Source organism: Rhodoferax ferrireducens (assembly GCF_049302455.1).
In the GTDB taxonomy this organism is placed as follows: domain Bacteria; phylum Pseudomonadota; class Gammaproteobacteria; order Burkholderiales; family Burkholderiaceae_C; genus Rhodoferax; species Rhodoferax ferrireducens_B.
The window spans coordinates 1-24,221 of record NZ_JBAQMD010000018.1 but is presented as its reverse complement, the minus strand read 5'-3'; the positions used below and the strand labels follow the sequence as shown (position 1 = coordinate 24,221).

Sequence of the window (24,221 nt, the reverse complement as noted above, 5' to 3'; positions counted from 1 at the left end):
ATGGCTCATATCGTCATCATGGGTGCCGGCATCGGCGGCATGCCGGCCGCTTACGAAATGCGCGAAATGCTCGCCAAAGAGCATCGCGTCACCGTCGTGAATGCGACCGACTATTTTCAATTTGTTCCGAGCAACCCGTGGCTCGCGGTGGGCTGGCGCAAGCGCGAGGACATCACCCTGCCGATTGCCCCCTACCTGCAACGCAAGGGCATTGGTTTCATCGGTAAAGCGGTAACCCAGATCGACCCACTGAGCAACCGGCTGACGCTGCTCGGGGGCGACACGCTGGACTATGACTACCTGGTGATCATGACCGGCCCCAAGCTGTCGTTCAGCGAGGTGCCGGGAGCCGGCCCCGTCAAATCCGGCGGGGGTGGCTTCACCCACTCGGTGTGCAGCGTTGATCATGCCCAGGAATTCTTTGCCGACTACCAAGCCTTCCTGGAGAACCCGGGCCCGGTGGTCATTGGTGCCATGCCGGGCGCCAGCTGCTTTGGCCCGGCCTATGAATTTGCCTTCATCCTGGACACCGACCTGCGCAAACGCAAGCTGCGCAACAAGGTGCCCATCACCTTTGTCACCAGTGAGCCCTATATCGGCCACCTGGGCCTGGGGGGCGTGGGTGACAGCAAGTCGATGCTGGAATCCGAGTTGCGCGGACGGGACATGAAGTGGATCACCAACGCCAAGACCAGCCGGGTGGAAGAAGGCAAGATGTTTGTCACGCAGCTCGATGACCTGGGCGCGGTCTACAAGGAGCACGAGGTTCCGTTCAGACTGTCCATGATGCTGCCGGCCTTCAAGGGGGTGGATGCGGTGGCCGCCGTGCCGAACCTGTGCAACCCGCGCGGCTTTGTGCAGATTGACGAGTTCCAGCGCAGCAAGGCCTACCGCAATATTTTCTCGGCTGGGGTCTGCGTGGCGATTCCGCCGGTGGAGGTCACACCGGTGCCGACAGGAACCCCGAAAACCGGCTACATGATCGAGAGCATGGTGACGGCCATCGTGCACAACATTGCCGACGAACTGGCGGGCAAGCCGGTCACCGCCAAGGGCACCTGGAACGCCATCTGCCTGGCCGACATGGGCGACACCGGGGCCGCCTTTGTGGCCCTGCCGCAGATCCCGCCGCGCAATGTGAACTGGTTCAAGATGGGCAAATGGGTGCACCTGGCCAAGATCGCCTACGAGAAATATTTCATGCGCAAGATCAAAAAAGGCACTTCCGAGCCGATTTATGAAAAATATATCCTCAAACTTTTAGGCATCGTGCGTGTCAACAAGTAGCGGGTCGCGCCAGTTTTTTTATTATTCTTAACTTCAGGAGTCTCACCATGACGGTTCAGCGTTACATCGTTATTTTTGCCGGTTTGTTCATCATGATTTCGTTGGCGCTGGGCGTCGAGGGCAGCCCCTTCTTTGTCAGCAAGTGGGCGCTGGCCTTCACCGCTTTTGTGGGTGCCAATCTGTTCCAGTCTGGCTTTACCAACTTTTGCCCCCTGGGCATCATTCTCAAGAAACTGGGCGTGCCCGAGTCAAAAATTGGCTGCGCCAACTAAGACAGGGAAAGCCCGGTGGACCTTCCTCTTTTTCCATAACTCAAGGGACCAGCCATGACTGCTCTGACAGATGCCGATGCCCGCACCGAGGTTCTCAACCGTCTCCGGCGTGCTGAAGGCCAGATTCGCGGTGTTCAACGCATGATCGAAGAGGGGGAGAGTTGTCTCAAAATCGGCCAGCAGTTCTCAGCCGTGCGCAAGGCGCTCGACAGCACTTATTTGCGCATGACGATGTGCTTCATGGAGCAGGAGCTGGAAAACTGCCTGCAACCGGATGAGTCTCAGAAAGCGAACATGGAGACCATGCTGAAAGACATGGAAACTTTGCTGGCCCGCATGGGCTGATCGGGTTTGTAAGCAAAATCAGGCTGTAGCCCCCGTGTTTATTGGGTATGAAGCTATTATTTTTATAGCGCCGTGGTGCTGGATCAGGCGGCAATCACGCCGCCGCCCAGGCACACCTCGTCGTCATACAGCACCGCAGACTGTCCGGGCGTCACGGCCCATTGGGGCTCGGGGAAGCTCAGGTGGAAGGCCGCACCAGCCCCCGCGGCCAGCGTGCACGGCGCATCCAGCTGACGGTAGCGGGTTTTGGCGCTGAACTGGCCCGCTTGCGGGGCCGTGCCGGCCACCCAACTGGCATCCTGCGCGCTCAGGCTGTGCGATTGCAGCCACGGGTGCTCATGGCCTTGCACCACCCACAGCGTGTTGGTTGCCAGGTCTTTGCGCGCCACAAACCAGGGCGCGTGCTCGCCACCGCCACGTTGCGCGCCTTTGGCCTTGAGGCCGCCAATACCCAGGCCCTGGCGCTGACCCAGGGTGTAAAAGCTCAGGCCCACATGCTGGCCGATGGTGCGGCCTTTGTCATCCTTGATGGGGCCCGGCTCGCGCGCAATGTAGCGATTCAAAAAATCACGAAACGGACGCTCGCCAATGAAACAAATGCCAGTGGAGTCCTTTTTCTTCGCATTCGGCAGGCCAATCTCCAGCGCCAGGCGACGTACCTCGGTCTTGAGCAGTTCGCCCACGGGAAACAGCGTTTTCGACAACTGCGCCTGGTTCAGCCGATGCAAAAAATAGCTCTGGTCTTTGGACGGGTCCAGACCCTTGAGCAACTCGAAGCGCCCATCGCTCATCTGTGCCTGCGCCGCATCGAGCACGCGACCGTCAGCAGCCACGCAACGAACCCGGGCGTAGTGGCCGGTGGCGATTTTTTGCGCCCCCAATCGCAGCGCGTGGTCCAGAAACGCCTTGAACTTGATCTCGGCATTGCACAAGATGTCCGGATTCGGTGTGCGTCCGGCCTGGTACTCGCGTAGAAATTCGGCAAACACCCGGTCTTTGTATTCGGCGGCAAAGTTGACATGTTCAATCTCGATGCCAATCACGTCCGCCACGGCGGCTGCATCGACAAAGTCGACGTTGGAGGAGCAGTATTCACTGTCATCGTCATCCTCCCAATTTTTCATGAAGATGCCAATGACCTCGTAGCCCTGCTGTTTAAGCAGCCAGGCGGTCACGGCCGAGTCCACGCCTCCGCTCAATCCCACCACCACGCGTTGCCCACTGTGTCGCTTGTTCATAGGGGTGAGATTATCCCTGCCCGCCGGCAAGGCGCGCTGCCTGCGGGGAATCTCAGCTGGCGATGCTGGCGTCGGCCACGACCAGTTGCAGCGGGTAGCGTTTGCCGGCCAGATAGTCTTCGATGCAGCACAGCACCATCGGGCTGCGAAGACGCGCGTGGCTGGCCCGGATGTCTTCCAGCGTCATCCAGAGCGTGCGCACAATGCCGACATCGAGCTGGCGCGTTGGGTCAGGGGCACCGAGCTCGCCGCAAAAGGCGAAGCGCAGGTAGGTGATGGCGTCAGCATTGCCTTGTGGCTGGCGCGACAGGTAGACCCCCACCAGGGCCGTGGGTGAAAAAGCGTAGCTGGTTTCTTCCAGCGTTTCACGTGTGCAGGCTTGCGCCGGGGTTTCGCCGCAGTCCAGGTGCCCGGCCGGGTTGTTCAGGCGCAGCCCGTCGGCGGTGTGTTCTTCGACCAGCAGAAAGCGCCCGTCGTGCTCAATGACGGCGGCGACGGTGACGTTGGGTTTCCAGCGAGTAGTCATGGCAGGATTCTGCCGTACGCCTCAAAGGTCGGTGTAGAAACTGCCAAGTCATTGATGCAAGTCATGGTTTGCCGGGGCGGTAATGGGGGCAAATTAAGTTAAGCTCATGGGCGCAGCGCTTGCCGCGGCTCATGCCGCCGGACCGGCGCCGAACACGTAGTTGAAAAATCCAATTGAGGAGTCGCTTTATGCAAACTGGCGTACCTAACGAGACGGTATCGGGCATCGCCCCGGCGGCCGTTACCCCCCAATCACCGCAACGCATTGGCGTGCCACGCGAAGTTTTTCCTGGTGAAAAACGGGTGGCCACCGTGCCTGAGGCGGTTGAAAAACTGATCAAACTCGGGTTCGTCGTCGCCGTTGAATCGGGCGCGGGCGATGCGGCCAACTGCAGCGACGAGGTTTACCGCGCCGCTGGTGCAGAAGTCATCACCGGGGCCGCCGCTCTCTGGGCAGCATCCGATATTGTGTTCAAGGTGCGTGGCCCTACCACCGAAGAAGTCGGCCTGATGCATGAAGGCCAGGCCCTGATCAGTTTCATCTGGCCGGCGCAAAACCCTGAACTGATGCAGCAGCTCGCCGCCAAGAAGGTGACCGTGCTGGCCATCGACGCGCTGCCGCGTACCTTGAGCCGCGCGCAGAAGATGGACGCGCTGACCTCCCAAGCCGGTGTCGCCGGCTACCGCGCCGTCATCGAGGCGGCCAACGCTTTTGGCCGTTTCTTCAGCGGTCAGATCACGGCAGCGGGCAAGGTGCCGCCAGCCAAGGTCTTTATTGCGGGTGCTGGTGTTGCCGGACTGGCGGCAATTGGCACCGCAGCCAGCCTGGGTGCCATCGTCCGTGCCAATGACACCCGTGCCGAAGTGGCCGACCAGGTCGTGTCGCTGGGTGGTGAATTCGTCAAGGTCGATTATGTAGAAGAGGGCTCTGGTGGTGGCGGCTACGCCAAGGTCATGAGCGAGGGCTTCCAGCAAGCCCAGCGTGAGATGTACGCCAAGCAGGCCAAAGACGTCGACATCATCATCACCACCGCGCTGATCCCTGGCAAGCCTGCACCCAAGCTCATCACGGCCGAGATGGTCAAGAGCATGAAGCCCGGCAGCGTGATCGTCGACATGGCCGCCGAGCAAGGCGGCAACTGCGAACTGACCGAGCCCGGCCAGGCGGTGGTCAAGCACGGCGTGACTATCGTTGGCTACACCGACCTGGTTTCGCGCCTGGCCAAGCAGTCGTCAACGCTATATGCCACCAACCTGTTGCGCCTCACCGAGGAGCTGTGCAAGACCAAGGACGGCATCATCAACGTCAACATGGAAGACGAGGCCATCCGCGGTCTGACCGTCACCAAAGACGGCAACATCACCTGGCCAGCACCGGCGCCCAAGGCAGCGGCAACGCCGCCAGCGGCGGCCAAACCGGCGGCTGCTCCCGTGGCCAAAAAAGGCAAGGGCCATGGTGAGCCCAGTGCCCCCATGCCTGTGGGCAAACTGGCCATGATGTTCGCCGTGGTTGCGGTGGTGTTCTGGCTGATCGGCCACAGCGCGCCCAAGGAGTTCATGTCGCACTTCACGGTGTTTGTACTGGCCTGCTTTGTCGGCTACATGGTGGTGTGGAATGTGAAACCCGCTCTGCACACGCCGCTGATGAGTGTGACCAACGCCATTTCCAGCATCATTGCGATTGGCGCGCTGGTACAAATCTCACCGTTGATGGATGCGGCTGAGCGGCCCAACGGCATGATCACCTGGATCGCGGCAGTAGCCATTGCGTTGACCGCCATCAATATGTTCGGCGGTTTTGCCGTCACCCAGCGCATGCTGGCCATGTTCCGTAAATAAGAAGGGGAGCCACGCATGAATTCGAGTTTGGCCACGGTCGCCTACATTGGCGCGACCATTTTGTTCATTCTGAGCCTGGGCGGTCTGTCCAACCAGGAAAGCTCTCGCAGAGGTAATCTGTTCGGCATGATCGGTATGGCGATTGCCGTGCTGGCCACGGTGTTTGGGCCGCAAGTAACCGGTGGCGGCTACGCCTGGATCGTTGGCGCGATGGTCATTGGCGGCAGCATCGGTTTGTATTTGGCGCGCAGCGTGCAAATGACGCAAATGCCCGAGTTGGTGGCCTTCATGCACAGCATGGTGGGCTTGGCGGCGGTGCTGGTGGGTTTTGCCACTTTTGTGGACCCGACAGCCACCAAAGGCTTCGAGGGTGCCGCCAAAACCATTCACGAGCTTGAAATTTACATCGGCATCCTCATCGGTGCGGTTACCTTGTCGGGCTCGGTCATTGCTTTTGGCAAATTGTCGGGGCGCATCAGCGGCAACCCGGTGTTGTTGCCGGGTCGTCACTGGATGAATCTGGCAGGTTTGCTGGTGGTGATTTATTTCGGTGGCGTGTTCATGGGCGCTCACACGGTTCAAGATGGCATGACCCCGATTGTGGTCATGACCGTGATCGCCCTGCTCTTTGGTGTGCACATGGTGATGGCCATTGGCGGCGCCGACATGCCGGTGGTGGTGTCCATGCTCAACAGCTATTCCGGCTGGGCGGCAGCGGCCACCGGTTTCATGCTGTCCAATGACTTGCTGATTGTGGTGGGTGCGTTGGTGGGTTCCAGCGGCGCGATTCTCTCGTACATCATGTGCAATGCCATGAACCGCAGCTTCATCAGCGTGATTGCGGGTGGCTTTGGTACCACCAGTGCCAAACCTGCAGCAGCAGGGGGAGTCCAGCCGGCCGGTGAAGTGACGCCGATCAGTGCTATCGAAACCGCTGAAATGCTGCGTGAGGCCAAAAGCGTCGTCATTGTTCCCGGCTACGGCATGGCGGTGGCGCAGGCTCAGCATACGGTGTATGAAATTACCAAGCATCTGCGTGAAAAGGGTGTCAATGTGCGCTTTGGTATTCACCCGGTCGCCGGTCGCATGCCGGGCCACATGAACGTGCTGCTGGCCGAAGCCAAAGTGCCCTATGACATCGTGTTCGAAATGGATGAACTCAACGACGACTTCCCCAAGACCGATGTGGTCATGGTGATTGGCGCCAATGACATCGTCAACCCCGGCGCCCAGGACGACCCGACCAGCCCGATTGCCGGCATGCCGGTGCTCGAAGTCTGGAAGGCCAAGACCTCCATCGTCATGAAGCGCAGCATGGCCTCAGGCTACGCCGGCGTGGACAACCCGCTGTTCTACAAAGAGAACAACCGCATGTTGTTTGGCGATGCCAAGAAGATGTTGGATGAAGTCCTGATTGCATTGAAATCCTGAAACGTTGTTGGAGGGAGCGTGCGCAAAGAGGCCTCGCTCTTTTCCCGATCAACCAAGGTGGGCCAGCTCTGTCAGCTGAGCCCACTTTTTCCTTTGTGGATTAGGGGAAACACCCTCACGTTATCAAGGGTGTTCACGCGAAAATGAGCTCTTTCGTCAACCTTCAGGAAGCATCACAATGACCGACCGTATTTGGCTTAGCAGTTACCCCGAGGGCGTTCCCGCCGATATTGATCCGGGCAAGTACTCGTCGATTGTGACGATGATGGAGGAGAGCTTCAAGAAGTACGCCGACCGCACCGCCTACAGTTTCATGGGCAAGGCGCAGAGCTACAAACAGGTCGATAGCCTGAGTCTTGCGTTTGGGGTTTACCTGCAAGGTCTGGGGCTGGTCAAAGGCGACCGGGTTGCAGTGATGATGCCCAATGTGCTGCAGTATCCGGTGGCGGTAGCCGCCATTTTTCGCGCCGGCTATATCCTGGTGAATGTCAATCCGCTGTACACCGCGCGTGAGCTGGAGCACCAACTCAAGGATTCGGGCGCCAAGGCCATTGTCATCCTGGAGAATTTTGCTTCGGTTCTGGAAAAATGTGTTGCCGCGACACCGGTCAAGCATGTGGTGTTGTGCGCGATGGGTGACCAGTTGGGCCTCCTCAAAGGCGCCCTGGTCAACTATTTGGTGCGCAACAAGAAGAAGCTGGTGCCCGCGTTCTCGCTACCAGGCGCCGTGCGCTTCAATGCCGCCATTGCCAAGGGCAGCGCGGGAACATTCAATAAAGTGACGATCAAGCCTGACGATGTGGCGGTGCTGCAATACACCGGGGGCACCACCGGCGCCTCCAAAGGCGCCGTGCTCTTGCACCGAAACCTGGTGGCCAACCTGTTGCAGGTGGAGGTCTGGAATCAACCGGCGCTGAAGAAGATCCCCGCCAACGAGCAGATCACATCGGTCTGCGCCTTGCCGCTGTATCACATCTTTGCGTTCACGGTGGGCATGATGCTGTCGATGCGCCTGGGCGGCAAGCTGATTCTGATTCCGAATCCGCGCGACCTGGTGGCCACATTGGCTGAGTTGGCCAAACACAAAATCCATGTGTTCCCGGCGGTCAACACCTTGTTCAACGGCCTGGCCAATCATCCCGATTTCAACAAGGTGGACTGGCGTGGTCTGGTGGCGTCCGTCGGCGGCGGCACGGCGGTACAGAGTGCGGTGGCCAAGCTCTGGTTCGAGAAAACCGGCTGCGCCATTGCCGAGGGCTATGGTCTGAGCGAGACCTCGCCTGTTGCCACCTCCAACCCGGTCACCGTCACCGAGTACTCGGGCACGATTGGTGTGCCGGTGCCAAACACCTATCTCAAGCTGCTCGATGACGATGGCAAGGAAGTGCCGATCGGTCAATCCGGCGAGATTGCCATCAAGGGCCCCCAGGTGATGGCCGGCTACTGGCAGCGCCCGGATGAGACCGCCAACGTCATGACGGCCGATGGGTATTTCAAGTCCGGCGACATCGGCGTGATGGATGAGCGCGGTTACTTCAGGATTGTGGACCGCAAGAAGGACATGATCCTGGTCAGCGGCTTCAACGTCTTTCCCACCGAGTTGGAGGACGTGGTGTCCCAACTCAAAGGGGTTATGGAGTGTGCTTGCGTCGGTGTGCCGGACGCCAAGTCCGGCGAGGCGGTCAAGCTGGTGATTGTGAAGAAAGACCCGAGCCTGACCGAAGCGCAGGTGCGGGCCTACTGCAAAGAAAACCTAACCGGCTACAAGCAACCCAAGGTGATTGAGTTCCGCGCCGAATTGCCAAAAACTCCGGTCGGCAAGATTTTGCGGCGAGAGTTGCGAGATAAGTAGAGTAGTAATCATGACGAATAGTAGTCAGACACCGGTGATTGGCATCATTGGCGGCAGTGGTGTTTACGACATTGAAGGTCTAAGCCACAAGCGCTGGGAGCGCGTTGACTCCCCATTTGGAAAACCTTCGGATGAGCTTCTGTTGGGTGAGTTGGATGGGCAGTCGATGGTGTTTCTGCCGCGTCATGGCCGTGGGCATCGGATACCGCCCTCCGAGATTAACTTTCGCGCCAATATCGATGCCATGAAGCGTGTTGGCGTGACTGACCTTATTTCGGTCAGCGCGGTCGGTTCCTTGCGTGAAAATTTGCGGCCTGGCATGTTCGTGATCGTTGACCAATTCATCGACAGAACTTTCGCCCGCGAAAAAAGCTTTTTTGGCACCGGGCTCGTCGCCCACGTATCCATGGCCCATCCGGTGTGCAGCCGACTCGGTGACCATATCGAGGCCGCTACGCGCGAAGCAGGGATCGAGTTAGCCCGCGGTGGCACCTACCTGGTGATGGAAGGGCCCCAGTTTTCCAGTCTGGCGGAGTCTGAACTTTACCGAAGCTGGAACGCTGATGTGATCGGCATGACCAACATGCCCGAAGCCAAGCTGGCTCGGGAGGCCGAGCTGTGTTATGCGTCGGTCGCCATGGTGACCGACTTTGATTGCTGGCACCCTGACCATGACGACGTCACGGTGGATGCGATTGTCAAGGTGCTGCTGGCCAACGCAGACAATGCGCGTAATATGGTTTCCAGGGTGACGCCCCGCTTGCGTTCGGATGCGAGCGCCGCAGCGTGCGGTTGCCGCAGCGCACTGCAGCACGCCCTGATAACGGCACCAGAGGCACGCGATCCCGAGATGCTGCGGCGTCTCGATGCCGTGGCTGGTCGCCTCCTGAGGTCCTGACGATGTCAGACCGTGCAGCGACCAATGCGCAGGATCAAAAGCTGCGCTCCAATATGGTCGAGGCAGCCCGGCGACTGGTGGTGCTGGGGCTCAATCGCGGCGCGACCGGCAATATCGGGGTCAGGCAGGGTGATTCATTCTTGGTGACACCTTCGGGTGTTGCCGCCGAAGACCTGTTGCCACACGCTATGGTGGAAATGGACTATTCAGGTGCGATCCTGGGCCCTGGGAAACCCTCCAGCGAGTGGCGGTTTCATCGCGACATCCTGGCTGCGCGCCCAGAAGTTGGCGCAGTGGTTCACACGCACGCTTGTTATGCCACTTCTCTGGCTTGCCTGCAACTGGAAATTCCGGCGTTTCATTACATGATGGCGGTGGCCGGTGGTGACACGATTCGTTGCGCGCCTTATGCGATCTTCGGCAGTCAAGAGCTGTCAGATCTCGCATTGCAGGCGCTTGAAAATCGCAAGGCCTGTCTGCTTGGCAACCACGGCATGATTGCCGTCGGCGTCGACCTGGGCGATGCGCTGGCCGTCGCGATTGAGGTCGAGTCGCTGTGTGAACAATATTGGGCCGCCTTGCAGTTGGGTCAACCGAAGCTGCTTTCTGGCGCCCAGATGCAGGCGGTGCTGGAGAAGTTCAAAGGCTATGGCCGAGCCGCAACAAGGATTGATTCGCCATGAACCGTCAAGACCATAGTTCAGCGGCAGTCCAGACCCTGCGGTGGCGTGAGGGTCGCCTGGAGATGATTGATCAACGGGTGCTGCCAGCCCGATTCGAGTATTTGCCTTTTACCTCGGCCGCCGAGGTGGCCGAGGGTATTCGGTCGATGGTGGTTCGCGGCGCGCCCGCCATTGGCTGTGCGGCTGCCTATGGCGTTGCACTGGAGTCTGTGCGGTTGCGTGGTGCCACGCGTGAGGCTTTTGCTGTGGGCCTGCAACGCGGCTTCGACGTGCTGGCAGCCAGTCGACCGACCGCTGTGAATTTATTCTGGGCGCTGGCCCGAATGCGTGCGGTGTGGGACGCTAACCAGCACCGTGCCGTGGGCGACATTGTGGACTGCCTGCTGGCCCAGGCGCACGAAATATCAGCGGACGATGTTCGCATCAATCGCGCCATGGGCGCTTACGGCGCTGCGCTGTTGGCCGATGGCGCCCGGGTGCTGACGCATTGCAATGCGGGCGCTCTGGCAACGGCCGGGCACGGCACGGCGCTGGGTGTCATTCGCTCGGCGGTGCAGGCAGGCAAGCGCATTTCGGTGATCGCCGATGAGACCCGCCCATTTTTGCAGGGCGCGCGCCTGACCGCCTGGGAGATGGTGCAGGAAAAAATCCCGGTGACGCTGATCACCGACAACATGGCTGGGCATTTGATGAGCCGGGGTGAAATCGATGCGGTCGTGGTCGGCACGGACCGCGTGGCGGCCAATGGCGATGTGGCCAACAAGATTGGGACCTACATGGTGGCTGTGCTGGCGCAGCGCCACAACATCCCGTTCTATGTGGCGTGCCCACTGTCCACCATCGACCTGGCGGTCCCTGATGGTGCTGCCATTCCCATTGAAGAAAGGGCGGCCGAGGAGGTCACGGGATTTCGGGATTGCCAATGGGCAGCCAAGGGCGTCCAGGTGCGCAACCCCGCTTTTGATGTGACGCCAGCCGAGTTGGTCACGGCGCTGATCACCGAAAAAGGCGTGGTGACGCGACCCAATCAGACCCGTATTGCCGGGCTTTTCGCTGACTGAGGTTTTGGCGAATGACGGTTGTTGGGCGGCAAGGCAACGTTCGGAGATTGCGCATCAAACTCAGTACAGACAGCCCTTTGCGAACTCACAAAGGGGCTCTGTAGCCGTCTTCAACTCGACCTGAATGACCGCCATCAGGAGCGCCTAGTAAGCTCACGCGATCGTATTCAGCCCCTGGTCGGAATTGAGCGATGCGAGTGTTGCCTTCAATTCATCGGCGTAGTTAAAGATGTCATCAACGCTTTCCAGCGCCATCAGCACCTCTTCCTTCTTCTCGTTAAACACACCTAGACGGAGCTTCTGAGCGTTGTTGAACCGCAGGCGACAAATGGGCTTTCGATTATTGTCATCAAGAAGAATTGCGCAGTAACTTTGGGCGTCACGCATCACGATCCGTTTCGCACTTACCAATCCCCGAAGAATGCCCCGTACGGCGTGGAAGCCTTCAATTTCGTCTGCGGACGTTGAGATTTTCGGTTCTGAGACGCTTTCTGCTGGCGTTACTGGGCTGGCGGATTCCGCCACAGGCACCGATTCAGGAGTCATTGCGCCCTTTAGTCGCTCATTGATGCGCTCGCCGACAAGTTGCTCGAACGCACGTTTCGTGATTAACGTGAACTGATCTTTGATCGCTGGAGTAAACCGCTTGCTTCCCAGCAACTCGGACGAAACCATCCGAACAAATTCTTCTGATGGACTCCCCATCCATTCTGACAATCGATTCTGGATCGCACGCGTGTACTTAAGATCGTTCGCAGTGGTGAGAATAGTGTCGAGATCGAACACGGCTTTCGCAAACTTCTTCAATTCCTCAACGTCGCGTTCTTTGAAGTCGAGAATGTTGAACTCGAAAAATGGTTTTTCATCCATCTTGTTGGGTTGCTCAAGATCTGTAAAAAACCTGTAGACGAGGCCGTTGGTAAGTACCCCAAACCGTGCCGAGGTAACGTGAAAATAACGAAAAAGCTGGCCAGCATGATTGATGTTCAAGTCCCCGCCAGCCTTTTTGCATTCAAAAAGAATAATAGGATTTCCGTCCTTGAGGATCGCGTAGTCAACTTTTTCACCCTTCTTTGTTCCCACGTCAGATATCAATTCGGGCGTTACCTCAAGTGGATCAAATACGTTGTAGCCCAGAATTTGGATAAATGGCATAACCATCGCGTTCTTCGTTGCCTCCTCCGTCTGGATAATGGCTTTGTTGCTCGCGATACGCGATGCCAGAACACGGAGGTGATCAATGAAGTCCATGGTGTCGTCCCTTTGAATTTGAGTGGTACGTAGGTGCAGGTCCGAGTAAGTTTTGGTGGTTTTTCCTCGGCTCTGCCAAATGTAACCTGCAAACGAAGTGGATTGATCCGGTGCTTCAGGCCAACTGGACCGAGGTATCAACGACCTTGGCAGTCTTGCTGATTCCTGTAGACCATTCATGCAGCGTGACCGACTTCCTGCGTTGCAGACCCGTCCAGCGCGAGCATCAAAACTTGTATAGCCAACCAGAGACGTCACCTGCGGAGATTGGGGTATGGGTCCCCGCCGATTTCTGGGCGTTTGACAGTATGAGGCGGGGGCCCGTGCCCCAATCTCTGCCCTCACGACCACCGCCCGCAGGACTTGCGCCGAATTACTTCAGCCAGCCACGTTTCCTGAAATACCACATCGGCACCAGTGCACTGGCCACCATCAGTACCAGCGCATACGGGTAGCCCAGCGCCCAGTCCAGCTCCGGCAGGTATTTGAAGTTCATACCGTAGATGCTGGCGATCAGCGTCGGCGGCAGCAGCGCCACACTGGCGACCGAGAATATCTTGATGATCTTGTTCTGGTTGATGTTGATGAAACCGACCGTGGCATCCATCAAAAAGTTGATTTTGTCGAACAGGAAGGCGGTGTGCGAATCGAGCGAATCGATGTCGCGCAGAATCTGCCTTGCCTCTTCAAACTGCTCGCTATTGAGCATCTTGCTGCGCATCATGAAACTCACCGCACGGCGCGTGTCCATCGCGTTGCGGCGGATGCGCCCGCTCATATCTTCATGGCGCGCAATGGCGCCCAGCACTTCGCCGGCCATGGCGTCCGTGACATCGCCCGAAAGCACTTTGTTGCTGACCATTTCCAGGTTGTCGTAAATGCCCTCCAGCGTATCGGCCGAGTATTCGGCATCGGCATCGAACAGCTTGAGCAGCACTTCCTTGGCGTCTTCAATCAGGCCCGGCGCCCGGCGCGCCCGCATGCGCAGCAGCCGAAACACCGGTACGTCTTCGTCGTGAATCGAAAACAGCACGCCCATGCTTTTGAGTTCATCGTTGACCAGGTTGAGGATGAAGGCGACTCGCACCGTGTGGGGCTCTTCGTCGTCCGCCACCAAAAAGTCACTGCGAATGTGCAGGTCCCCGTTGTCTTCCTTGTAAAAGCGGGCCGATTCCTCAATGTCCTCGTCCATCGCGTCTTCCGGGATCGACAAGCCGTAGTGCTGCTTGATCCAGCGCTTTTCTTCCAGGGTGGGCGATTCCAGATCGACCCAGATCGGTTGGAATTTAGACAGTTCTTCCAGCGAATCGATCTCTTCCTGGAACAGTCGGCCATTGGCCAGCGTAAAAATGTTGAGCATCGCTCACTCCCGGGTAATGGTTTGCATCTGGCAGGGCTTGCGGGTTTTTGCTTCCAACCCCGATGCAGTCAATGCGGGTTGAAAGCTACCGACTGGGGCAGGGTTTCAAGGCGTGTATTTCGGGAGTTGATCAAGTGAAATTATCGCATTGCAAGGCATTGAGCCACAGGCAATAGCGCCAAAAATCGGCTATTTTGGAGGCGTGGCGCGAGTTTTATATACTCGCAGTCTTGCGATGCGCACCCGTTGGCGGCCTTGGGCGTCGTGGTGGCGCCACCCTCCCTCAGTCAAACGACCTCACCATGTCCAATCCATCCAATCTGCCCGCTTGCCCCCAGTGCACCCTTGAAAACACTTACCCGGATGGCAGCAACTACGTCTGCCCTGACTGCGGCCATGAATGGCCGATGACCGCAGCGGCTGAAGCTGGCGACGAAGTCGGTGGTGTCATCAAAGACGCCAACGGCAACCCGCTGACCGACGGGGATACGGTGATTCTGATCAAAGACCTGAAGGTCAAGGGCTCGTCCATCGTGCTGAAAAAAGGCACCAAAATCAAAGGCATCCGCCTGCCCGATGGCGCTGGCGACCACGAGGTGGATTGCAAAACCGACCAGGGCGCCTTCATGCTCAAGGCGGCCTTCATGAAGAAGGCCTGAGCCTGCTGCCGGATGACCATGGCGGCCATGAACCCTTGTTCGCGTTACTGGGCCGACCTGTCCACGCCGGACTTTGCCCAATTGATTGCAGGTGGACAAGCCGCGAAAACCATCGCCGTGCTGCCGGTGGCGGCGACCGAACAGCATGGCCCGCACCTGCCGCTGAGCGTCGATACGGTGCTGGTGGACGGCATCGTGACGGCCGCCTTGCCGCATCTGGCCGCCGACTTGAACGTACTCTTCTTGCCGACGCAGGTGGTCGGTTTGAGCCCGGAACACGCCCGCTTTCCCGGCACGCTGATACTCAAAAACGAAACGATTTTGCGGCTGTGGACCGACATAGGCGAGTCGGTGGCGGCAGCGGGCATCCAAAAACTGCTGCTCTTCAACAGTCATGGCGGCAATGTCAGCGTCATGGACCTGGTCGCACGCGACCTGCGCGCGCGGCTTGGTATGCTGGTGTACAGCGCGAGCTGGTTCAACCTGCCTTTGACGGATGCGCAAGGGCAGGATGTCAACGCCTTGTTCAGCGCCGACGAGCACCGCTTTGGCATTCATGCCGGTGACATGGAGACCTCCATGATGCTGGCGCTGGACCCCGCGCGCGTGAACATGGCGCAGGCACAAAACTTTCATTCCACCGCCCAAGACCGGGCGCAGAAATTTGCCATCCTGGGCAATGGGAAAAGCGCCAAGCTCGGTTGGCAAATGCAGGACTACAACCCGGCCGGTGCGGTTGGCAATGCCGCCGCCGCCAGCGCAGAAAAGGGGCGCGCACTGGTGGCCGCGACGGGGCTCAGTCTGGCCCGGCTGCTGACCGAAATTGACCAACTGCCGCTGAGCACGCTGGTGACCGGGCCAACGCCAGGCGCTCGCTGAATTCGGTTCTTGCCCGTCGTCCTCGACTGCGCCCTCGCTCAATTCATGCTGGTTTCTTACGATCTGTTCGCCCTGGGTGCCGCCGCCTGCTGGGCGCTGGGCAGTGTCACATCGGTCACGCCGTCGCGCCATCTGGGGGCCTTTGCGTTCACGCGCTGGCGCATGCTGATGGTGGCGTTGATGCTGTGGGCGGTGGTGCTCGCCACCGGCAGCTGGCGCACGTTTTCGCAAGGCGCCTGGGGCATCATGGCGATCAGCGGTTTGATCGGCATCTTTGTCGGCGACACTGCGCTGTTCGCGGCCATGAATCGGCTCGGACCGCGCCGCGCCGGGGTCTTGTTTGCGACCCACGCCGTGTTCAGTGCGTTGCTTGGTTTCTGGCTGTTGCACGAGCGCATGAGTCTGCAAGCGCTCGCGGGCGGGCTGTTGACGCTGGTCGGCGTGATGAGCGCGATTGTGTTGGGGCGGCACAAAGAAGAAAGCCACGCCTGGGAAGCGGATCAGGGCCATGTCGGCGCCGGGGTGCTGCTGGCCCTGCTGGCAGCGCTGTGCCAGGCGGTCGGCTCCCTGATTGCCAAGCCGGTGATGAGTACCGATGTGGATCCGGTCATGGCCTCCGCCGTGCGTGTGACGGTGGCGACTTGCGCCCATTTTGTGCTGTTGGGCGCGGGCTTTCGGGCCGCGCGGGCGCAGCGGCCGCCTACGTTGCGGGTGCTGGCGCAGACCGGGCTCAATGGTTTTATTGCCATGGGTGTGGGCATGACGCTGATTTTGCTGGCGTTGCAAAAGGGCGACGTCGGCATGGTGGCGATATTGTCCTCGGTGTCCCCGGTGCTGGTGCTGCCCTTGCTGTGGCTGCATCTGGGGCGCGCCCCAGCGCCCGCCGCCTGGCTCGGTGCAATCATGACGGTGGCGGGCACGGTGCTGATCTTGTTGCGTTGACTGTGGCGAAGGGCCGCCCTGGCGGGTGCGACGCGGCAAGGCTGCTGCCGGCGACGACCTGGTTTGGCTGCAATGCCGCAAACTGGCACAGCCATTGCTTGCGGTGCAGGCATGCACATCGACACCCAACAGGTTCTGACATCGCCCAACGCAGCGGTGGAACCGGTGCTGCAAAAACAGCTGGCCTTGTTGCTGGAGTCCACCGGCGAGGGCATTTACGGCATTGACATGGAGGGACGCTGCACCTTCATCAACCGGGCCGGCGCCAACATGATCGGGCGTGAACCCGAGAAGGTGCTGGGCTGCAACATGCACGAGCTGACGCACCACTCACACCCCGACGGTCAGCCCTACGCGGCGCACGACTGCGCCATCTTCAACGCCTTTCGCCAGGGCCTGCCGTGCCGCATTGACACCGAGGTGTTCTGGCACCGCGACCATCATTGCTTCCCGGTCGAATACTCCAGCTACCCGCTGATGGACGGTGACACGGTGCTGGGCGCGGTGATCACCTTTGTGGACATCACCGAGCGCAAACGCGCAGCCGATGCGCTGCAGCTTGCCAAGAACGAACTGGAGCAACGCGTCGGCGAGCGCACGCAAGAGCTCTCAGTCGCACTGGGGCAACTGCGTGAACTCTCCGCCTATTCCGAGAAGGTGCGTGAAGATGAGCGCACCCGCATTGCCCGCGAGGTGCATGACGAGCTGGGCAGCCTGCTGGTGGCGCTGAAGATGGACGTGAACTGGATGGACAAGCGCCTGAGTGAACAGCAGCAGCGCACACCGCACGAAGCCGATGCCATGCGCACCCGGCTGCGCAGCAAGTGCCGCAACATGAGCGGCCTGATCGAGCGGGCGGTGGACAACGTGGGGCGCATCATCACCGACCTGCGCCCCAGCATCCTGGACCATCAAGGCCTGTGGGCGGCGCTGGAGTGGCAGGCATACGAGTTTGCCCAGTTGGCTGAACTGGAACTGGACTGGGACATGCAGGGCACTGACGGCGTGGAGCTGCCCGAGCCCGAAGCCATGGCGGTGTTTCGCATTTTTCAGGAAATGCTCAGCAACGTGGCCCGCCACGCCCAGGCCACGGCACTCACCTTGCGTATTCAGGTTGCACAGGCGATGCTGACGATTGCGGTGCGGGACAACGGCTGTGGTGCCAGCGCCCTGGCGTTTGATGCCCCCACGGCCTATGGTGTGATGGGCATGCGCGAACGGGCGCGCCATTTTGGTGGCCAGCTTGAGATTTCAAGCCAAATTGGCCTGGGGTCGGCATTCACCCTGCGCATGCCGCTATCAAAGATATAGCATGATCAAAGTTTTGATTGGTGATGACCACCGCATCGTGCGCGAAGGCCTGAAACAGGTGCTGGCCGATGCGCCCGATGTGAGCGTGCTGGCCGAGGCCTCCAGCGGGCCGGAGGTGCTGGCGCAGGTTCAGGCACTGGGCGGCTCAGCCGGGCTGGACCTGGTGCTGCTGGACATTGCCATGCCGGAGCAGGACGGGCTGGAGGTACTGCAAATCCTGCGCCGCACACACCCGACCCTGCCGGTGCTGATGCTCAGCACTTACCCGGAAAAACAATATGCCGTGCGCTGCATCAAGCTGGGCGCGGGCGGCTACCTGAACAAGAGCGCCGACCCGGACGACATGGTGGCCGCCGTGCGCAAGGTGGCGGCTGGCGGCATGTATGTCACCCCCGACACGGCGGAGGCGCTGGCTGCGGCCATGGCATCGGCAGGGCGATCCGGCGCAACCGCACAGGCGGTGGTGGCGGGGGTGGACGCCCTGTCGCACCGCGAATACCAGGTGTTTCGCCTGCTCAGCATGGGGCATACCGTGAGCGAAATTGGTGCACAACTCAAATTGGCCTCCAACACGGTGAGCACTTATCGGGCACGGATTCTGGAAAAGACCGGCACCAAAAACGATGTGGAGCTGGCGCTGTACGCCCAGCAACACAGCCGCAGCACACCAGAGCGCTGAAAAATGCCGGTTTGAGTCCACCGGTGTAGGGCTGGCACTACAAGCTGTCGGGCCAGCGGGCACGAATTGCAGCGAAAGCCTGAACAGTGGCACAAGTTGGCCCAGGCATTGCGTAGCCAGCAGAGTCCAACTTCAAAAGGTAATGCCATGACTCAGTACTTTGACCCCTACAACGCCGACCGCCCGCTGATGCTCAAGTGCAGCTGCGGCAAAGACCACACGGTGGCTGAACACCAGCAGGAAATGTCTGCTGAAGGTGCCACCGCAGAACTCAAGCGCCGCAGCCTGAGTAGTGAGTTCGAGGCCTATTCCAACGCCTTCATTGAAGCCACGCTGGTCAAGGCGCTGTTCCCGCAAGACGCGGTGCGCCGCCGTTTCTTGCGCGCGGTGGGCAAGGGCACGGCCATGGCAGCCATTGGCAGCGTGTTGCCCATGGCCAGCTTGCAAGCCATGGCACAGGACAAGAATGTGCTGGAGAAAACCAAGCTCAAGATCGGCTTCATCCCGATCACCTGCGCCACCCCGCTGATCATGGCACACCCGCTGGGTTTTTACAGCAAGCAGGGGCTGGATGTTGCAGTGACCAAAACCGCCGGCTGGGCGCTGATCCGCGACAAGATGATCAACAAGGAATACGACGCGACGCACTTCCTGTCACCCATGCCACTGGCGATTTCGATGGGCCTGGGCTCCAACCCCACGCCGATGAACGTGGCCACGATCCAGAACGTCAATGGCCAGGCCATCACGCTGGCGCTCAAGCACAAGAACAACCGCGATCCGAAGAACTGGAAGGGTTTCAAGTTCGCCGTGCCTTTCGAGTACAGCATGCACAACTTTTTGCTGCGCTACTACCTGGCCGAAGCCGGTATCAACCCCGACACCGACGTGCAAATCCGTGTGGTGTCGCCCGCCGAGATGGTGGCCAACCTGAAGGCCGGCAACCTGGACGGCTTCCTCGGCCCAGACCCGTTCAACCAGCGCGCGGTGTACGAAGAAGCCGGTTTCATCCACATGTTGACCAAAGACCTGTGGAACGGCCACCCCTGCTGCGCCTTTGGCACCAGCACCGAGTTCATCCAGAAGAACCCCAACACCTTTGCCGCGCTGTACCGCGCCGTGCTCACCGCCGCCGCCATGGCGCGCCAGCCTGGCAACCGCGAGCTGATTGCCAAGGTGATCGCCCCGGCGCAATACCTCAACCAGCCCGAGGCGGTGCTGACCCAGGTGCTGACCGGCAAGTTTGCCGACGGCCTGGGCAAGATCCAGAACGTGCCGGACCGGGCCGACTTTGACCCGATTCCGTGGCAAAGCATGGCGGTGTGGATGCTCACGCAGATGCAGCGCTGGGGCTACGTCAAGGGCGAGGTCAACTACAAACAAATCGCTGAAAAAGTGTTCTTGTTGACCGATGCCAAAAAGCGCATGAAGGAGCTGGATCAAAAAGTGCCCGAGGGCGCTTACCCCAAGTTCAAGATCATGGGCAAGGAGTTCGATGCCGACAAGGCCGCCGCCTACGCCAAGAGCTTCGCCATCAGCAAGGCGGCCTGAGATGAACGCCCAGCGTTCCCTCAACTTTCGGGCGGCTTTGCTATCGGTGCTGATGCTGCTGGTCGTGCTGGGCATCTGGTATGTGGCCACCAGTTCCAGCGCAGCGGCCAACAGCACAGCGGGCATGACCGCAGAGCAAATCGAGTACGCCAAGATGATGGGCAAAGACCCCGGCAGCGCCAAGGCCACGGGTTTCCCCACGCTGGGCCAGATGGGCACGGCGATTTGGGGGCACTTGTCTGACCCGTTTTTTGACCGCGGCCCGAATGAAAAAGGCATTGCCATCCAGCTGGCCCATTCGCTGGGCCGGGTTGCCCTGGGTTTCTTGCTGGCCATGCTGGTGGCGATTCCGCTGGGCTTTGTGATTGGCATGTCACCCCTGATGCGCAAGGCCTTTGACCCGTTCATCCAGGTGCTCAAACCGATCAGCCCGCTGGCCTGGATGCCGCTGGCGCTCTACACCATCAAGGACTCGTCGGCCAGCGGCATTTTTGTGATCTTCATCTGCTCGATCTGGCCGATGCTGGTGAACACCGCCTTTGGTGTGGCCGCCGTCAAGCGTGAATGGCTCAACGTGGCCCGCACGCTGGAAGTGAACCCGGTGCGCACGGCGTTCCAGGTGATTTTGCCCGCTGCTGCACCAACCATCCTGACCGGCATGCGCATCAGCATGGGCATTGCCTGGCTGGTGATTGTGGCCGCCGAGATGCTGGTGGGCGGCACCGGTATTGGCTACTTTGTCTGGAACGAGTGGAACAACCTGTCGCTGCCCAACGTGATCTTTGCCATTGGTGTGATCGGTGTGGTGGGCATGCTGCTGGACCTGCTGTTTGGCCAAATCCAAAAGATGGTGACCTATGTGGAGTGACACCTCAACCCGCGCGTTGCTCACCCCCGCTACGCCTGCTCAAGAAAAGACCCCCAACGTGAACGCATTGCTCCAGATTGAAGGGCTCAGCAAAGCCTTTGTGCCCGCCAAGCCGGTGTTTGCCGATGTCAGCTTCTCACTTACACGGGGTGAGTTTGTCTGCATCATTGGCCACTCGGGCTGTGGCAAGACCACCATCCTGAACGTGCTGGCGGGGCTGGACACGGCCAGCACCGGCAACGTCTTCATGGATGGCCGCGAAGTCACCGGCCCCAGCCTGGAGCGTGGTGTGGTGTTCCAGAGCCACGCGCTGATGCCCTGGCTCACGGTGCGCCAGAACATTGCCTTTGCCGTCAAATCGCGCTGGCCCGACTGGGGCCGCGCCGAGGTCAACACGCATGTGGAAAAGTTCGTCGCCATGGTGGGTTTGAGCCCGGCCATCGACAAGAAACCGTCGCAACTCTCAGGCGGCATGAAGCAACGGGTGGGCATTGCGCGCGCCTTTTGCATCAGCCCGAAACTGCTGTTGCTGGACGAGCCGTTTGGCGCGCTGGACGCACTGACGCGCGGCACGATCCAGGACGAGCTGATGAGCATCGTGCGCCAGACGCAGCAAACCGTGTTCATGATCACCCACGATGTGGATGAGGCCATTTTGCTGGCGGACCGCATCTTGCTGATGAGCAACGGTGCCGAGACCGACACCGGCTACAAGCCCGGCGGCATGGCCGAGGTGGTGGTCAACCCCTTGCCGCGCAGCCGCAATCGCGCCGGCCTGCACCATCTGGGCGGCTACTACGACCTGCGCAACCATATCGTCGATTTCCTTGTCACACGGGCTACCGCACATTGAAAGAGAAAAAACATGAGTCTGACCAGATCTCCTGTTGCCAGTCATCGATCATCGCCGCCGCCGATGGCCGCGCCGGTGCCGAGTCCGTCCACGCCCGCGCATCCGCCTGCGGTGTCGGCCAGACCACTGCCTATCAACAAGCCGGCGGTAGCGGCCGATCCGATCTCGCTGGTCAACATGTCAGCGCGGCAGCGCATGCTTTCGCAGCGCATGCTGCTGCAAACCTTGCTCGCCGCACGTGGGGACCCGACCCAACTGCAAGCTGCATTGGTGTCGCTACAGCTTTTTTGCGAGAGTCAGGCCTGCCTGGTGGCAACGGCCGATGCGCTTGATGAGGCGAGCGCCCAGCATATTCGCGCCACCTACAGCGGCATCGCCGGCGTGGGGCCGCGCATCGAGGAATTCATGCGGTGCATGCACAGCGTCTTGCGCGTGATCGGCGAGGGCGACCTCGATCCACGGGAACTGGATGCGCTGGTGGCTGACAACGATACCGTGCTGGCCGCGTTGAACACGGCCACCACTGCCTTCGACACCATCAGCAAGGGCAAGGCCGTGCAGCTGATGAAAGAGCTGACCGCCATCGTCTCCGATATTCAGATCGTCGCCCGCGAAGCCAAGATCGTGAGTTTCAACGCCCAGGTGATCGCTGCCCGGGCCGGCCAGCACGGGCGCGAGTTTGCCGTGGTGGCCAATGTCTTGTCCGGCATTTCCACCGAGGTCGATGGCTTGGCCCGCAATGCCATTGAGCTGGCTGCACGCACGACCCAGTCTGCCTGATCCCCCTCTTTTCAACGATCAACTCAAATCAAGGAGTCAATATGAACCGCAACGACGTTACCGAAAAAATCATCGCCACCAAAGTGTCCAAGGGCATCAAGTGGGAAGACGTGGCCAAGAAAGTCGGCCTCTCCAAGGAGTGGGTCACGGCCGCCTGCCTGGGCCAGATGACGCTGGACGCGGCTCAGGCCAAGATCGTCGGCAAGATCTTCGGCCTGGATGCCGAAGAACAAAAGTGGTTGCAGGTGGCGCCTTACAAAGGTTCACTGCCGACACCGGTACCGACCGACCCGTTGATCTACCGCTGGTATGAAATCGTCAACGTCTACGGCAGCACCATCAAGGAACTGATTCATGAAGAGTTCGGCGACGGCATCATGAGCGCCATCGATTTCTCCATGGACATCGTGCGCCAGCCCGACCCCAAGGGCGACCGCGTGAACGTGGTGCTGTCAGGCAAGTTTTTGCCCTACAAAGCCTATTGAACGCTCAGGGCGCGGCGAGCAGCACCCAGGAGATATGGGTCTCGACCAGTTCGACGCGCGGCGCCGGATCGGGATAACGTCCGGGCGCCAGCAGGGCCAGGATCAGCGCAGGCAAGGGTGGGTGCATGACAGAGCAGATGGCACTGGACTTGTACCAGGGCACTGCCGGCCCGCGAAACTGCCTGAAAAAACTGTCAGGCCAGGGTGAAGGGCAAGGACGTTGTCTTGACGCGCAGCAGCGGGCTCCTGTGTTCATAGGCCACGGGCGCACCGCACACGATCTGCGCCGCAATCGTTTTGGCCTGGCGCGCAATCGGTTCGATAAAGCGGCTGCTTTGCCCGTTGATGGTGATGCAGTCGCCCAAAGCGTGGATGTCCTGCTGGCTGGTCGCCAGTGTGGCGGCGTTGACGGCAATGCCGTTGCGCCAGGCCAGACCTGCGGTTTGCGCCAGGCGGCTAGGCGTGATCAAACCGGTGGCGGCGATCACCTGGTCGGCATCGAACACTTGGCCGCATTCGGTACTGACGCGGTAACCCGCGGCGCCGCGCGTGATGCCAGCCACTTTCACGCCACCGACAAACTGCAGCGGCAAGGTCTCCCAGGCCTTGAGCAGCGCGCTGGAAGCGGCCTCATCCAGGCAGCTGGCCAGCGGGCGCGCGGCAACATCGAGCAGCGTGAGTTGATGGCCGCCCAGTGCCAGATCATTGGCCAGCTCGCTGCCCACCAGCCCGGCCCCCACCACCAGCACGCGGCGTGGCTGGCTGCCCAGCGCCGCGCGCAGTTTGAGGTAGGTGTCCAGATGGTTGACGTGCCAGCACATCGACGGTGGCAGTTGGGGCGGCAGGCTGGGCGCCGCGCCGTGCGCCAGCACCAGTTGGCGGTAGCGCAGCGTGCCGCGCGTGGTGCGCAACTGGCGGGTCGCGGTGCAGATGCGCAGGGCATGGGTGCGGGCCAGCAGATGCACGTTCAGGCGCCGCGCGGCCTGCTCGCCGGTTTCGCACGCCAGTGTGGCGGGCGCAAGTTGCCGGGCCATGGCGACCGACAGCATGGGCTTGTCGTAGACGTCGCCATTGCAGGCCGTCACCAGCGTGATGGGCAGTGCCGGGCCCTGCGCGCGCAGGGTCTCGGCCATTTGCCAGCCGGCGCGACCGCCGCCCACGATCACCACGCC

24 protein-coding genes are annotated in these 24,221 nt (G+C 60.3%); 19 read left to right on the top strand and 5 right to left on the bottom strand.

Annotation, left to right across the window (positions count from 1 at the left end):
- Genes WA157_RS02830 through WA157_RS02820 form a run of 3 tightly spaced genes read left to right on the top strand, consistent with a single transcriptional unit; the run spans position 1 to position 1,904 of the window.
- Positions 1-1,287: an NAD(P)/FAD-dependent oxidoreductase gene (locus tag WA157_RS02830; protein ID WP_422619519.1), complete on the top strand. Its 1,287-nt coding sequence runs from the start codon at positions 1-3 to the stop codon at positions 1,285-1,287.
- 47 nt (positions 1,288-1,334) lie between these two features.
- Positions 1,335-1,559: a YgaP family membrane protein gene (locus tag WA157_RS02825; protein ID WP_011466021.1), complete on the top strand. Its 225-nt coding sequence runs from the start codon at positions 1,335-1,337 to the stop codon at positions 1,557-1,559.
- 54 nt (positions 1,560-1,613) lie between these two features.
- Positions 1,614-1,904 (top strand): metal-sensing transcriptional repressor, encoded by a 291-nt coding sequence (locus WA157_RS02820; RefSeq protein ID WP_422619518.1) that lies wholly within the window; start codon positions 1,614-1,616, stop codon positions 1,902-1,904.
- A gap of 83 nt (positions 1,905-1,987) precedes the next feature.
- Here WA157_RS02820 and mnmA read toward each other — a convergent pair whose 3' ends face one another.
- Positions 1,988-3,142: a tRNA 2-thiouridine(34) synthase MnmA gene (mnmA, locus tag WA157_RS02815; protein ID WP_422619517.1), complete on the bottom strand. Its 1,155-nt coding sequence runs from the start codon at positions 3,140-3,142 to the stop codon at positions 1,988-1,990.
- Positions 3,143-3,194: 52 nt separating this feature from the next.
- Positions 3,195-3,668, bottom strand: coding sequence for an NUDIX hydrolase (locus WA157_RS02810; protein ID WP_422619516.1), 474 nt, complete (start codon positions 3,666-3,668; stop codon positions 3,195-3,197).
- 188 nt (positions 3,669-3,856) lie between these two features.
- Between WA157_RS02810 and WA157_RS02805 the strand changes: the two genes are divergently transcribed.
- From WA157_RS02805 to mtnA, 6 genes are all read left to right on the top strand, one after another.
- Complete coding sequence (locus WA157_RS02805; RefSeq protein ID WP_422619515.1) at positions 3,857-5,506, top strand: Re/Si-specific NAD(P)(+) transhydrogenase subunit alpha; 1,650 nt, start codon at positions 3,857-3,859, stop codon at positions 5,504-5,506.
- A gap of 15 nt (positions 5,507-5,521) precedes the next feature.
- The gene (pntB, locus tag WA157_RS02800) at positions 5,522-6,937 is read left to right on the top strand and encodes a Re/Si-specific NAD(P)(+) transhydrogenase subunit beta (protein WP_422619514.1); all 1,416 of its coding nucleotides are present in this window, start codon (positions 5,522-5,524) and stop codon (positions 6,935-6,937) included.
- A 178-nt stretch (positions 6,938-7,115) separates the two neighbouring features.
- Positions 7,116-8,789 (top strand): long-chain-fatty-acid--CoA ligase, encoded by a 1,674-nt coding sequence (locus WA157_RS02795; RefSeq protein ID WP_422619513.1) that lies wholly within the window; start codon positions 7,116-7,118, stop codon positions 8,787-8,789.
- 10 nt (positions 8,790-8,799) lie between these two features.
- Positions 8,800-9,687, top strand: a complete 888-nt coding sequence (locus WA157_RS02790; protein ID WP_422619512.1) for an S-methyl-5'-thioadenosine phosphorylase — start codon at positions 8,800-8,802, stop codon at positions 9,685-9,687.
- A gap of 2 nt (positions 9,688-9,689) precedes the next feature.
- Positions 9,690-10,370 carry a class II aldolase/adducin family protein gene (locus WA157_RS02785; protein WP_422619511.1) on the top strand — a complete coding sequence of 227 codons (681 nt, stop codon included), beginning with the start codon at positions 9,690-9,692 and terminating at the stop codon, positions 10,368-10,370.
- The gene (gene mtnA / locus WA157_RS02780) at positions 10,367-11,431 is read left to right on the top strand and encodes an S-methyl-5-thioribose-1-phosphate isomerase (RefSeq protein ID WP_422619510.1); all 1,065 of its coding nucleotides are present in this window, start codon (positions 10,367-10,369) and stop codon (positions 11,429-11,431) included. Before WA157_RS02785 ends, mtnA begins: the two co-directional genes overlap by 4 nt.
- Before the next feature lie 153 nt (positions 11,432-11,584).
- Here the strand turns inward: mtnA and WA157_RS02775 are convergent, their stop codons facing one another.
- On the bottom strand, positions 11,585-12,682 hold the full coding sequence (locus WA157_RS02775; RefSeq protein WP_422619509.1) for a type I restriction endonuclease: 1,098 nt from the start codon (positions 12,680-12,682) through the stop codon (positions 11,585-11,587).
- Positions 12,683-13,055: 373 nt separating this feature from the next.
- Positions 13,056-14,042: a magnesium/cobalt transporter CorA gene (corA, locus tag WA157_RS02770; RefSeq protein ID WP_422619508.1), complete on the bottom strand. Its 987-nt coding sequence runs from the start codon at positions 14,040-14,042 to the stop codon at positions 13,056-13,058.
- A gap of 302 nt (positions 14,043-14,344) precedes the next feature.
- Here corA and WA157_RS02765 point away from each other — a divergent pair, with 302 nt between their 5' ends.
- From WA157_RS02765 to cynS, 10 genes are all read left to right on the top strand, one after another.
- Complete coding sequence (locus WA157_RS02765; protein ID WP_422619507.1) at positions 14,345-14,701, top strand: zinc ribbon domain-containing protein YjdM; 357 nt, start codon at positions 14,345-14,347, stop codon at positions 14,699-14,701.
- Between the two features lie 18 nt (positions 14,702-14,719).
- Complete coding sequence (locus WA157_RS02760; protein WP_422619506.1) at positions 14,720-15,580, top strand: creatininase family protein; 861 nt, start codon at positions 14,720-14,722, stop codon at positions 15,578-15,580.
- Between the two features lie 45 nt (positions 15,581-15,625).
- Positions 15,626-16,522, top strand: coding sequence for a DMT family transporter (locus WA157_RS02755; RefSeq protein ID WP_422619505.1), 897 nt, complete (start codon positions 15,626-15,628; stop codon positions 16,520-16,522).
- Positions 16,523-16,633: 111 nt separating this feature from the next.
- Positions 16,634-17,833, top strand: coding sequence for a PAS domain S-box protein (locus tag WA157_RS02750; RefSeq protein ID WP_422619504.1), 1,200 nt, complete (start codon positions 16,634-16,636; stop codon positions 17,831-17,833).
- A 1-nt stretch (position 17,834) separates the two neighbouring features.
- Positions 17,835-18,512: a response regulator gene (locus WA157_RS02745; protein ID WP_422619503.1), complete on the top strand. Its 678-nt coding sequence runs from the start codon at positions 17,835-17,837 to the stop codon at positions 18,510-18,512.
- 147 nt (positions 18,513-18,659) lie between these two features.
- The gene (locus tag WA157_RS02740; RefSeq protein WP_422619502.1) at positions 18,660-20,063 is read left to right on the top strand and encodes a CmpA/NrtA family ABC transporter substrate-binding protein; all 1,404 of its coding nucleotides are present in this window, start codon (positions 18,660-18,662) and stop codon (positions 20,061-20,063) included.
- A gap of 1 nt (position 20,064) precedes the next feature.
- Entirely contained in the window at positions 20,065-20,931 is an 867-nt protein-coding gene (ntrB, locus tag WA157_RS02735; protein WP_422619501.1) for a nitrate ABC transporter permease, read from the top strand.
- Positions 20,921-21,784, top strand: coding sequence for an ABC transporter ATP-binding protein (locus WA157_RS02730; protein ID WP_422619500.1), 864 nt, complete (start codon positions 20,921-20,923; stop codon positions 21,782-21,784). The genes ntrB and WA157_RS02730 overlap by 11 nt, the downstream gene beginning before the upstream one ends.
- Positions 21,785-21,796: 12 nt before the next feature.
- The gene (locus WA157_RS02725) at positions 21,797-22,564 is read left to right on the top strand and encodes a methyl-accepting chemotaxis protein (RefSeq protein ID WP_422619499.1); all 768 of its coding nucleotides are present in this window, start codon (positions 21,797-21,799) and stop codon (positions 22,562-22,564) included.
- A gap of 41 nt (positions 22,565-22,605) precedes the next feature.
- The gene (gene cynS / locus WA157_RS02720) at positions 22,606-23,049 is read left to right on the top strand and encodes a cyanase (RefSeq protein WP_422619498.1); all 444 of its coding nucleotides are present in this window, start codon (positions 22,606-22,608) and stop codon (positions 23,047-23,049) included.
- Positions 23,050-23,243: 194 nt separating this feature from the next.
- On the opposite strand, the gene WA157_RS02715 is transcribed toward cynS, so the two are convergent.
- Positions 23,244-24,221, bottom strand: a 978-nt coding sequence (locus tag WA157_RS02715) for an NAD(P)/FAD-dependent oxidoreductase (RefSeq protein ID WP_422619497.1), incomplete at its 5' end; no start/stop codon positions are given.